At 72.8% G+C, this 12,210-nt stretch carries 8 protein-coding genes; 2 read left to right on the forward strand and 6 right to left on the reverse strand.

What is annotated here, in order from left to right:
* Positions 1-38: 38 nt before the first annotated feature.
* The 3 genes from ACILSK_RS05120 to ACILSK_RS05130 all read right to left on the reverse strand — a co-directional run bounded on the left by ACILSK_RS05120 (position 39) and on the right by ACILSK_RS05130 (position 6,915).
* Positions 39-1,415 (reverse strand): FAD-binding oxidoreductase, encoded by a 1,377-nt coding sequence (locus tag ACILSK_RS05120; protein WP_395726046.1) that lies wholly within the window; start codon positions 1,413-1,415, stop codon positions 39-41.
* A 346-nt stretch (positions 1,416-1,761) separates the two neighbouring features.
* Positions 1,762-3,159, reverse strand: coding sequence for an FAD-binding oxidoreductase (locus ACILSK_RS05125; protein WP_395726047.1), 1,398 nt, complete (start codon positions 3,157-3,159; stop codon positions 1,762-1,764).
* Positions 3,160-3,294: 135 nt separating this feature from the next.
* On the reverse strand, positions 3,295-6,915 hold the full coding sequence (locus tag ACILSK_RS05130; RefSeq protein ID WP_395726048.1) for a BTAD domain-containing putative transcriptional regulator: 3,621 nt from the start codon (positions 6,913-6,915) through the stop codon (positions 3,295-3,297).
* A 203-nt stretch (positions 6,916-7,118) separates the two neighbouring features.
* On the opposite strand from ACILSK_RS05130, the gene ACILSK_RS05135 reads away from it, so the two are divergent.
* Positions 7,119-8,162: a diguanylate cyclase gene (locus tag ACILSK_RS05135; protein WP_395726049.1), complete on the forward strand. Its 1,044-nt coding sequence runs from the start codon at positions 7,119-7,121 to the stop codon at positions 8,160-8,162.
* Positions 8,163-8,175: 13 nt separating this feature from the next.
* Here ACILSK_RS05135 and pgm read toward each other — a convergent pair whose 3' ends face one another.
* The 3 genes from pgm to ACILSK_RS05150 all read right to left on the reverse strand — a co-directional run bounded on the left by pgm (position 8,176) and on the right by ACILSK_RS05150 (position 11,805).
* Complete coding sequence (gene pgm / locus ACILSK_RS05140) at positions 8,176-9,828, reverse strand: phosphoglucomutase (alpha-D-glucose-1,6-bisphosphate-dependent) (RefSeq protein WP_395726050.1); 1,653 nt, start codon at positions 9,826-9,828, stop codon at positions 8,176-8,178.
* A 52-nt stretch (positions 9,829-9,880) separates the two neighbouring features.
* Positions 9,881-10,747: an LLM class F420-dependent oxidoreductase gene (locus ACILSK_RS05145; protein ID WP_395726051.1), complete on the reverse strand. Its 867-nt coding sequence runs from the start codon at positions 10,745-10,747 to the stop codon at positions 9,881-9,883.
* A gap of 137 nt (positions 10,748-10,884) precedes the next feature.
* Positions 10,885-11,805, reverse strand: coding sequence for a PfkB family carbohydrate kinase (locus ACILSK_RS05150; RefSeq protein WP_395726052.1), 921 nt, complete (start codon positions 11,803-11,805; stop codon positions 10,885-10,887).
* Positions 11,806-11,814: 9 nt separating this feature from the next.
* Here ACILSK_RS05150 and ACILSK_RS05155 point away from each other — a divergent pair, with 9 nt between their 5' ends.
* Positions 11,815-12,093, forward strand: coding sequence for a DUF2277 domain-containing protein (locus ACILSK_RS05155; RefSeq protein WP_395726053.1), 279 nt, complete (start codon positions 11,815-11,817; stop codon positions 12,091-12,093).
* Positions 12,094-12,210 lie beyond the last annotated feature (117 nt).

Here is a 12,210-nt window from a genome sequence, read left to right on the forward strand (position 1 = left end):
GCATCCCGACCGGATGCGGGCCCGACGGGAGCCGGCGATCAGGCGAACGCGTGGCCGATTGCGATCACCCCGTCCGGGTCGTAACGACGGATCGTGTGGCGCAGCTTCGCGCGCGTCCACTCGTCGTAGGCGGCCGGCAGCAGGGCCGCGTCACTGGTGAAGTTCGGCAACCGCCGGGAGCCGAACCACGGCCGCATGGCGTCCACGATCCGCTGCCCGTGCTCGACCGCCCCGGGGATCATCGGGATGCTGACCACCAGCAGCGAGAACGCGGCGTCCCGGGCGGCGAAGGCACTGTCGTGCTCGCCGGGGCGGGCGGTCGCTCCGCCCAGCTGGCGCACCTCGACCAGCACCTGCGGGGACCCCGACCCGGGTCCGGCCAGCCGCAGGAGCTCGTCGACCGCCGCGGCCGGGAAGTCGCGCAGCACCATCGCCGACTCGTGCGCGGGCAACGGCTCGACCGGATCCGTGTGCACGGAGTCCACTGCGGTGTAGGGCTTCTCGGCCACGTCGTCGAGCAGGACCGGGGCGGCGGTGCGCATCGTTCGGAAATGCCGCTCGCCGTCCACGGCGTCACCGGTCCACAGGTACCGGACGGACAGGGTCAAACGTCCGGCCAGCATCGGCGGCACACCCGGCATCTCGGGAAGATTGAACAGGCCGAACGAGGTGGTCGCTGCCTCGGGCAGGTCCTTGATCCACTCTCGCCAGGCGGCGATGACCGCGGGCGCCTGCTCGCCGTCGAACCACAGCGAGCCTCCGTAGAACCGCGGCTGGCGGACCAGGTCGAACTCGATGGCCGTGACGATGCCCAACGCCCCCTTGCCACCGCGCAGCGCGAAGAACAGGTCGGCGTGCTCGGTCGGCGTGGCCCGGCGCAGCTCGCCGTCCCCGGTGACGACCTCGATCGCCCGGACCCGGTCACTGGCCAGTCCGTAGGTGCGGGCCATCGGGCCCAGGCCGCCGCCCGTGATGTAGCCGACGATGCCCACATCGGTGACGGATCCCGACAGCGGCGCCAGCCCGTACGGCGCGGCCGCCTCCACCACCCGCAGCCACTTGACCCCGGCGCCGACCCGGGCCCAGCCATCGGGGTGCACCACACATTCGTCCAGACCCTTGGTGTTGACCAGGATCTCGCCGATGAAAGCGGTGATGGCACCGTGTCCGGTGGCCTGTGGAGTGACCTCCAGCCCGTGTGCGCGGGCAAAACGAACCGCCTCCAGGACGTCCTGCGCGCTCGTCGCGGCGACCACGGCATCCGGCCGGACCTCGATGGCCAGGTTCCATGGCGTGACGAGAGCCTCGTACTCGGGTTCGCCGGCCACCGCGACGGTCCCGGCCGTGCGGGCCCGGAGCTCGTCGTACGGGGCGGCCGGGATATCGGCGGTGAAAAAGGTATCGGCGGCGGTCATGTCGGTGGTTCCTCCGGTGGTCGGGCGCTCTGCTTGCTGCCACCACCGTCACCCGGAGGCCTTGAATCGGCCTTGGCGCGGCCTGACCGCGGACCGGTCGCCCCCTTGAGCCGCGCTTGCGGCCGTCCGCCGTCGTTGCGGGGCGACGCCGCTGCGGCTGCGGCACGCAGGCCGACAGTTTCGGGCGCGCCGACTGTCCGCCCGCCCCGGGCCGCTGCGCTGATCAAAATCCCAGCAATCCCGACACAACCGGAGCGGACATGGGACTTCGATCAGCGCGGCCAACCGGACCGGGGCCGGGCGGGCCGGGCCAGACGGTCCGGCGTCAGCGGGTGAGGGGGCCGGGTCAGCGAGAGGCGCTGTGCGGCAGCACGAACAGCCGGTCCGGGTCGGCGGCGGCGCGGATGGCGGCGAGCCGCTCCCAGCTGCCGCCGGGGACGGCGCGCCGCTCATCGACCCGATCGTCGAGCATGGACAGGTACAGCGAGCCGCTCCCCCATGGCTGGATCGCCTCGCGCACCCGGTCCGCGTCCTCACGTTGACCGGCCCACCCGCCCGGTCGGCCGTCGGTGCCGAGGGTGAGCACCAGGAATTCGCCGTCGATCCGGTCGAGCGCACCACCCCGCGGCGCCGGACGGCCCATCGCGCCGCCGAGTTGTCGCGCCTCGACGGACAGCAACCGGGTGCCCGACCCCGGTCCCGCGGCGGCGACCAGTGCGTGCACCGCGTCGGTCGGCAACTCGGCGACCAGGGTGCTGGCGGCATGCGCCGACATCGGCTCCTCCGGCTCCAGGTGGAGGCGGGCCAGGGACGCCGCCGGCCGGAGTTCGAAGGTGTCCAGGTCGGGACCCAGCGCGCGCAGCGGCGCCAGCAACTCGGTCGCTGTCCGGACGTCGGCGAGCACGGCCGCGTCGATCGCCACGACGCTGCGCCCGCGCACGGCATCGGGCAGCCAGGGCAGGTCCGGCGCCTCGATCAGCCGCATGATGCTGGTGACCGCGTCGGGTGCGTCGAGCGCCCAGCGCGCCCAGACGTTGCCGACCTCGTCCGCGTGGTGCCAGTCCCACACGAACATCCCCGCGTAGGACGTCGCGACGGGGATCAGGTCGAATTCGATCGCGGTGACGACGCCGAATCCACCACCCCCGCCGCGCGCCGCCCACAGCAGGTCGCTGTTCTGCTCATCGGTGGCCCGCACGAACGAGCCGTCGGCGAGCACCACCTCGACCGCGGTGACCGCGCTGCACTGCAGCCCATGGGCCCGCCCGTACCAGTTCAGGCCGCCGCCCAGGGACGAGCCGACGACGCCGACGCTCGGGCTCGACATGTGCCGGCTGGCCAGCCGGGCGGCCCCGGCCCGGCTGATGACGTCACCCCAGAGCACCCCGGCGCCGACCCGCGCGGTGCGCGTCGCCGCGTCCACCTGCACCTCGGTCATCGCCGAGGTGCGCAGCAGGACGGCGTCGCCGAGCTGTCCGGACAGCGGTGGCGCCCCATGCCCGGTGCCCTGCGGCGCGATCCGCAACCCGGCCGCGGCGACCGCCCGGACCAGGTCGGCGACCTCGTCCGGGAAGGCGGGGTAGGCCACCGCCGCGGGGTGGTCGTCGGCGCGGGTGTTCCACGGCCGGCGGGCGTCGTCGTACTGCGGGTCACCGGGCAGGTAGACCGCGCCGCCGCACAGCCGGCGCAGACCGGCGAGGCCCGCGGCACTCGCCGTGGGGGTGGATGCGGTCGGCGGGATCACGACGGTCCTTTCAGTGAACTCTCAACAACACGTCACGACCAGAGTGGCTGCGCACGCTTGAGGCTGACTTGAAGCCGGCGCACCCGGTCCATCCGGTCCGGTCCGGCGCTCCCGCACCGATCGCTTGACCGTCCGTCATGAGGGCTCCCGAGTCTTCCCGGCGGCACTGATCAACGCCTCGTGCACGGTCCCCGGGGTGAGGAACAGTCGCTGGGCGACCTGGTGAACGTCCAGGCCGCCGGCGGTCAGGTCGAGGACCTGACGCTCCCGGGAGGTCATCCGGTGGGCCCGCTCCCCGTTGACGATCGACTCACCGCGATCGGCAAGGGCGGCGACCGCCCGCTCGTACACCGGTTGCGCTCCACAGTCCCGGGCGGTGTCGGCCGCCTGCCGCAGCATCGGGACGGCCTCGGCGTCCGACACCTCGGGGCGGCGACCCAGCGCGAGCCGGGCCCGGGCGAGCGTGAGGACGGATTCGGTCGTCTCGAGAATCTCCAGCGCCTCGCGCAGTTGCGGCAGGCCGTCCGGACCCCGCAGTTCACCGGCCAGCACCAGTCCATCACCGAGCCAGGACGGCGCGCCCCAGCGCCGGAGCAGGGCAACGTGCCCGTCGGCGACCTCCAGCGCCCGGTCGAGCCGGCCGAGCGCGGCGTACGCCCGGGCCGCGGGCTCGCGCCAGTTGTCCCACGCCGGATTGACGATGTCGAAATGGCCGACATCGTCGGCCAGGGTGGTCAGGGCCGCTTCCGGCCGGCCCTGGGCCAGCCGCAGCTGGGCGGTGACCAGACGGATCACCCGGGCGCCGTCGCCGACGGCGACCAAGGTCCGGGCATCCCGAATCACCCGGTCGGCCGCCTCGATGTCGCCGCGGCCCAGATGCACGCCGGCCATGAATGCGGCGACGTAGCTGCCGCCGATGGCCAGCCGGCCCCACACCGGCATTTGCTGCAGTGCGTCGCCGAGGAACTGCTGGGCGTCGTCGAGCCGGCCCCGCCGCCATTGCTCGTAGCCCTGCCAGGTGTTGACGGCCAGCATGGCGAACAGGCTGCCGGCCACCCGCGCGTGCGACCGGGCGTGCCGCCACAGTTCGTCGACCGGACTGTCGCCCATCAGCAGGACGTGCACCGCCGGGATCCACAGCAGCATGTGATCGTCGTCCAGCAGCCGGTCGTCGGCGACCGCGAAGTGCGCCAGGTCCACGGCTCGCGCCCGGTCCTCGCCGGCGATCATTAGTTCCATGGCCCGGGCGGCGGCCAGCATCCGCGCGCCGTTGCCCGTCCCGGAGATCGGTGGGTCGGCCGGCGTCCGATAGCTCTCCGGCGGCAGGGCGTGCATGTACCCGGTGATCCGGACCAGCGACTGAAGGCCCTGTCGTTCATCGTCGTAACCGGCGGGCACAGCCTCGGTCGCCGCGGCGGCGAACCCGGTGGCCGCTCCGCGCCGGCCGACGAACGCCTGGGTGCGGGCGATGACCATGGCCAGCTCTGCCCGCGCGGCCGGGTCGGTCAGATTCGTGTAGGCCTCGGTCAGGTGCTCGACGGCGGCGACGCCGTCGACCATCGATTCCAGCCGGCCGAGCTCGACCAGCACATCGACCCGGTCCCGCGGCGGCGGCGGTTCGTCCAGGGCCCGGCGGAGGAAGCCGACCGCGCTGTCCGAGGCCCCCCGGCCGGCCGCGAGCAGCGCGGCGGTGCGCAGCACGGCGACGGTCGCGGCATCCCCGCGGGCCGGGGACAGCAACAGGTGTGCGGCGATCCGCTCGGCCGGAGCCCCGCGCTCGTGCAGGATCCGGGCCGCCCGCTCGTGGCGCAGCGCCCGCTCCCCCGGCGAGACGTCCTGGTACACCGCGTCTCGCACCAGTGGGTGGACGAAGCGCAGCGGCCGGTCGTCGGCCAGGATCTCGCTGCGGCTGAGCAGGTCCAGCGCCTCCGCGGCCTGCTCCTCCGGAAGATGGGCGAGCGTCGCGATCGACGGTAGGTCGACGTCGGCGCCGATGAAGGCCACCGCGCGGGCCGCCTCCACCGAGGCCGGTGGCATCCGGCGCAGCCGGAGCATGACCAGGCTGGCCACCGCACGCGAGCCGACGGCCCGCACGGTATCCGCGTGCACCACGTCCGGCGGCACCCCCTCGGACTCGAGCGCGCGGACCAGTTGGCGCAGCAGCAGCGGGTTGCCGGAGGTGGTCCGGTGGCACGTCGCCACGAAGCCTTGGTCGGCCGCCGCCAGCCGGGTGCGCACGACGGCACCGGTAGCCTCGACGGACAGCGCCTGCGGCCGGAGCACGGTGGCCGTCGGTTCCAGCAGCAGGTCGGCGAGCAACCCGTCGGCGGGCTGCGGTTCACCCGAGCGCACGGTCATCACCATCAGCACCGGCAGGCTTTCCAGCCGCTTGACCAGGTAGGCCAGGAACCGGAGCGACGCGCCGTCGCACCACTGCACGTCGTCGACGCTCAGCAGCACCGGACCATCCGCCGTCAGGTTGACGGTGAGCCAGTACAGCCCGTGCAGCACGGCGAAGGAGTTTTCCACCAGCTCGTCGCCCACCGTCTCGAACACCGGCCGGGCGCCCTGTCCCGCACCGGCGAGCAGCGACCCGACGCGGCTCGGGTCCTGCAGCTGCGGTTCGAACAGCTGACGCACCGTGCCGAAGCCGAACGCCCGTTCCATCTCGCTGGCCCGGGCGGACAGCACCCCGACCCCGGCGGCGCCGGCGAGCCGACCGGCCTCGACCAGCAGGCTGGTCTTGCCGATACCGGCGGAGCCCTCGATCAGCAGCAGGCCGCCGACGCCGGCGCACAGGTCGTCGACGGCCCGGGCCAGGCAGCCGAGCTCCCGCTCACGATCGACCAGGTCGGGGTGGGCGCCTCCGCTCGCCGGCGCCGTGGCGCGGGACCCGCCGCCGGGTCCGGCGGACGGCCCACCAGCCGCCGCGGTGGCCGCCGGGGTGGCCGCCGGCAGCATCCGGGCCGGGCCGTCCAGGGCCGGTGACTGGGCCAGCACGTCGCGCTCGAGCGTCCGCAGGGCCGGCCCCGGCTCGACGCCCAGCTCGTCCGCCAGGGTCTGCCGGGCCCGCCGCAGCGCCGCCAGCGCGTCACCCTGCCGGCCGGCGCGGTACAGCGCGAGGACCAGCAGCCGCCACCGTTCCTCGCGCAGGGGGTCGTCGCCGGCCAGTGCCTCCAGCTCCGGCACCACCAGCGCCGACTCGCCCAGGGCCAGCCGCGCATCCATCAGCCGATCGCGGGCGACGGCCCGGAGCTCGGTCAGCCGGGCGACCTCGGGTCCGGCCCAGGGCTCGTCGGCATACTCGGTGTAGGCGGGGCCACGCCACAGGTTCAACGCTGCCCGCAGCCGCCGGGCCCGTTCGGTCGGCGGCAGGTCGGTGGCCGCCTCCAACTCGTCCTCGAACCGCCAGGCATCGACCGAGCGCCGGCCGACCGACAACTGATACCCGGCACCGACGCGGACGATCACGTCGGTCCGCACCCGTGCACCGGCCTCGGGCTGCATGCGTCGTCGCAGGTGGCTGACGTAGGAATGCAGCGGCCCGCCGGACCGGGCGGCCGCACCGTCGCCCCACACGCACTCGGCGAGTCGTTCGGCGGACACCACGTCACCGCGGGCGATGACCAGCGCGGCGAGGACGGCCCGCTGACGGCGGCCACCGAGATCGATGACGGTGCCGTCCCGGACGCCGTCCAGCTCACCCAGCACCCGCAGTTCCAGTTCGGGAGGTGTCAACCCGCCGGCTTCGTTCACCACCGCTCCTACCGCCCACGTTCGCCCGGTCGGAGCCTACGGTTTCGCGATCCGGACACAAAGGGTCACCCACGACGCGCGCGGAAGCGGTGCCTGAGCCCGCCGGCACCCGCCTGCGTCGACGACGATTCCATCGGCGCTTCGTTTCGCTGAGTGATCCGAGCTGACGTAGAGTAGTCATCGCCAGCTGGGGGTGACCTGCGATGTCATGGACGACGCAGCTCCAGTCGATCGCGTCCGACCGGGAGCGACGAGCGAAGTGGTTGTGCTGGATCGTGACCGGGGGCACCGCCGTCGGGTTGTTCGCCACCCTCGACCCGGCGACGATCAGACCCCACTGGACGGCCGCCTTCCTGTCGGTACTCGGCTGCAGTGCCCTGATCGCCGTCGCCAGCTGGCGCTGGGGCGCACGCTGGTCGGACCGCACGGTGATGGTCGTGCTGGTGGCCATCGACCTGCTGGTCCTGATGTCGGTCGTGGCCAGCCAGGACCGGGTCGGCGCCATGCTCAACCTGGTGCTGCTGGTACCGGTCAGCCTGTTCGCCGCGGTGTCGCTTCGCGGGCCGTACCCGCGCGTGCAGGAGGCCGTCGTGGTGGTCGCCTGCGGCGGCGCGACGGCGATGATCGCGCCCACCGTCTTGTTCTGGGCGACCACGACGGCGCTGCCCGCGGTGGCGCTGATCGCGTGCACGGAGACGGCACTGGCCCAGCGACGGCACCTTGACCTGACCCTCGATGCACTGGAACAGCAATCGATCACCGACCCACTGACCGGCCTGCTCAACCGGCGCGGCATGGATACCCGGTTGTTCGGCCCGACCGGCCTGCCCACCCGGCACATCACCGTGCTGGTCCTCGACATCGACCACTTCAAGACGATCAACGACCAGCACGGCCACATCACCGGCGACGAGGTTCTCCGCGCCGTCGGCAAGGGACTGCTCCGGGAGACCCGTGGGGACGACGTGGCCGTCCGGATCGGCGGCGAGGAGTTCGTCGTCGTCACCCCGGCCGGTCCCGAGGACGCTCGGCTCCTGGCCGAGCGCCTGCGGGAAAGCGCCATGGACTGGATGGCGGCGTGGTCGGGCACGGTCAGTGTCGGCGGTGTCACGTCCGAGCTGTCCAGCGCCGAGCAGTTGGACCCGGATCGACTCGGCCGCCTCATCGAGGCCGCCGATCGATGCCTCTACCAGGCGAAACGAGCCGGACGGAACCGGGTGGTGATGGACCACCCGGCCGCCGGGTGACGAGCCGGGCCGGTCAGCCGGCGAGCGCGGCCGAGACCACCTCGCGCGCCTCTTCCTGGACCTGCTTGAGGTGCTCGGGGCCCTTGAACGACTCGGCGTAGATCTTGTAGACGTCCTCGGTGCCCGACGGGCGGGCGGCGAACCAGGCGTTCTCGGTGGTCACCTTGAGCCCGCCGATGGCGGCGCCGTTGCCCGGCGCCGCGACCAGCCGGCCGGTGATCGGCTCGCCGGCCAGCGAGTCGGCCTTGACGTCCTCCGGGGCCAGCTTGGCCAGCTTGGCCTTCTCCGCCTTGCTGGCCGGCGCGTCGACCCGGGCGTAGGCCGGGTCGCCGTACTGCGCGGTCAGCTCCTTGTACCGCACGCTGGGCGACTTGCCGGTGACTGCCGTGATTTCCGAGGCGAGCAGGGCCAGCAGGATGCCGTCCTTGTCGGTCGTCCAGACGGTGCCGCGCTTGCGCAGGAACGACGCACCGGCCGACTCCTCGCCGCCGAAGCCGATCGATCCGTCGATCAGGCCGGGAACGAACCACTTGAACCCGACGGGCACCTCGACCAGCCGCCGGCCCAGCTGCGCGACGACCCGGTCGATCATCGACGACGACACCAGGGTCTTCCCCACACCCATGTCGGCGGCCCATTCCGGGCGGTGACTGTAGAGGTAGTCGATGGCGACGGCCAGGTAGTGGTTCGGGTTCATCAGGCCGGCGTCCGGGGTGACGATGCCGTGCCGGTCAGCGTCGGCGTCGTTGCCGGTGGCCACATCAAAGCCGCCGCCTTTCGCCTTCTCCACGACCGAGGCCATGACGTTCGGCGAGCTGCAATCCATCCGGATCTTGCCGTCCCAGTCCAGCGTCATGAACCGCCAGGTCGGGTCGGTCTGCTTGTTCAGCACGGTCAGGTCGAGACCGAGCCGCTCGCCGATGGCCTCCCAGTAGGCGACGGACGCCCCACCCAGCGGGTCGGCGCCGATCTTGACCTTGGCGGCCCGGATCGCGTCGATGTCCAGCACGTTCTCCAGGTCGCCGACGTACCCGGACACGTAGTCGTAGTAGCCGGTGGTGTCGGCGCTCTTGGCGGACTCGTAGCTCATCCGCTTCACGTCCTTGAGCCCGCCGGCCAGGATGTCGTTGGCGCGGGCGGCGATCACGGAGGTCGCGTCGCTGTCCGCCGGCCCGCCGTTCGGCGGGTTGTACTTGAAGCCGCCGTCCCGGGGCGGGTTGTGGCTGGGGGTGACGACGATGCCGTCGGCCAGCTTGCTGGTGCGACCGTGGTTGGCCTTGAGAATGGCGTGCGAGACCGCTGGCGTCGGCGTGAAGCCGTCGGCCGAGTCCAGCATCACCGTCACGTTGTTGGCGGCCAGCACCTCCAACGCGGTCGCCTGCGCGGGAAAGGCCAGAGCGTGGCTGTCGGCGCCGATGAACAGCGGCCCGTCGGTGCCCTGCTCGGCCCGGTACTCGCAGATGGCCTGGGTGATGGCCAGGATGTGGTCCCGGTTGAAGGCCGTGTCCAGACTCGACCCGCGGTGCCCGGAGGTGCCGAACACCACCCGCTGGTCGGGGTCGGAGACGTCGGGATGCAGGTCCTCGTAGGCGGCGAGCACCGCGTCGACGTCGATGAGATCGCTTTCCTGAGCAGGCTTGCCCGCGCGTGGATCCATAGGCGTCATTGAACCGGACCCGGTCCCGGTCCGCAGGGCGGCCCGGGCCTCGAACCGGGGTCTACCAGTCCGCAACGACCGGGATCACCCGCTCGCCGTACACGTCGAGCACGCGGCGATCCCACATCCCCGCCGGCCGGCCGTGCACGTGCGCGATGCCCAGGTCGGCCAGCCGACGCAGGGTGGCCAGGAAGTCGTCGACGCCCGCGCCATCGGGTCCGACGTCGAACGGCGCCATGACCGTCTTCTCGATGTCGTCGTAGTCCCGGCCCTCCCGCTCGCAGTGCGCGCGCAGCACGTCGAGCTTGTGCGGCAGCTCGGGTGTGTCGAACAGATTGCAGGCCTGGGCGTACTTGGCGACCAGCCGCAGCGTCTTGCGCTCGCCACCGCCGCCGATCAGGATCGGCGGGGTGCGCAGCGGCTGCGGCACGTTGAGCGTGCGCTCCAGGGTGTAGTGCGTGCCCCGGTACGGGCCGTCGTCGTCGGACCACATCTGCCGGCAGATCTGCAGGGCCTCCTCCAGGCGCTCGAAGCGCTCCGCGGTCGGCGGGAACGGCAGGTCCAGCCCCCTGGACTCGGCCTCGTTCCAGGCGGCGCCGATGCCGAGCATCGCCCGCCCGCCGGAGAGCACATCCAGGGTGCTGACCTGCTTGGCCAGCAGGCCCGGCGCGCGGTAGACCGCGGCGGTGACCCAGGCGAGCAGCTCCACCGTCGACGTGCGGGCGGCCAGGTAGCCCAGCGTCGTGTACGCCTCGAGCATGTCGTGGTCCTCGGGCCCGACCACCGAGATCTGCCAGACGTGGTCCATCACGCTGACCCGGGCGAAAGCGTTCTGCTCCGCCGCCTGCGCGATCCGGGCGAGGTCGTCGGCCAGCGTCCGCGGGCCGCCGGGAAAGGTGAAGTCCGCGATGTGCACACCCAGCTTCATGGCTCGCTCTCCTTCGGATCGGCGCCGTCGGCCAGTCGGCCGAGCGTGCGAGGCCGTCATGTCACGCAGCAGGACCGGGCGCAGGCACTCTTGCGCCGCAGGAGCCTGATCGATTGCGCTTTCCCTGCTGAGCCAGGCTAACCTTTCCGGCCGGCCAGGTGCTCCCGCCAGGAGCCGGTCCCGGCGAACGCGCATCGCCGCGACGCGATCCGCGCCGCCCGGTCCAGCTGCCCGGCAAGATCGGCCCGGCCGGTGCTGGAGGCGCTGCCGGTGCTGGGGGCGCTGCCGGTGCCGCGGCGGGCCCGCTCGAATGCGAACGCTCCGTGCAGCACATCCCCGGCCCCCAGGGTGTCGCGCACCTCGACCTGGGGCACCGGCACCTCGCCGGACCCGTCGCGGGTCCACCAGCTCAGGGGCTGCCCACCCCGGCTGACGGCCACCGTGGCGACCCCGCGGTCGAGCAGCTCGACCGCAGGATCGTCGGCGCCCGGAACGGCGAAGTCGGCCGAGCAGACGGCGATGTCCACCAGCGGCAGCAACTCGTCCAGGACCGGCTTCCAGCTCCCCGCGTCCAGGACGACGGGCACGGTGCGGTCCCGGGCGGCCCGGGCGGCGGCCAGGGCCAGGTGTGGGTGGTGCCCGTCCAGCAGCAGCACGTCGGCGTCGCCCAGCACCCCGGGCAGCCAGTCCGGTGCGACGACCGTGCGGGCGGCGGCATTGACCGAGACGACCGATCGCTCGCCGGTGCCGTCGAGCACCCGGATGCTGCTGACCGCCGGCGGCGCCGGGCTGTCCGGCTCGACGGCGCGCACCCGGACGCCGTACGACATGAGGTCCTGCCGGGCCAGTTCGGCGAGCGGGTGGCGGCCCAGGTCGGTGATCAGCTCCGCATCCCCGCCGAGCAGCGCGAAGGTCACCGCGGCGTTCGCGGCCGGGCCGCCGGCGACGATCTCCTGGGTCAGCGCCGGCTGCTTCTCGTCGACGCCGACCGGGCGGGCGACGCGGTGAATCAGGTCGACGGTGGTCAGGCCGACGAACAATCCCCGCGGCCGTGTCACCCTGGAGTCATGTGCCGCAACATCAGAACCCTGCACAACTTCGATCCTCCGGCCACCACCGACGAGGTGCACGCCGCCGCGCTGCAGTACGTGCGCAAGGTCAGCGGGTCCACCCGGCCGTCCGCGGCGAATCAGGAGGTGTTCGACCGGGCTGTCGAGGAGATCGCGCACATCACCCGCCACCTGCTGGCGGACCTGGTGACGTCGGCGCCGCCGAAGGATCGCGAGACCGAGGCGGCCAAGGCACGGGCCCGGGCCGAGCAGCGGTACGGCCGCGTCGCCGGCTGACCTCGCGTCTGCCCGGCGTCGGGCGCGTCCCGAGACCGGTGTCGATCATGGCGACAACGCCGCATCGGCACGATCAGCAGCGCGGCCGAGCCGTCATCGACTACGGGTGGGCTGGAC

The organism is Nakamurella sp., assembly GCF_044224575.1.
In the GTDB taxonomy this organism is placed as follows: Bacteria; Actinomycetota; Actinomycetes; order Mycobacteriales; family Nakamurellaceae; genus Nakamurella.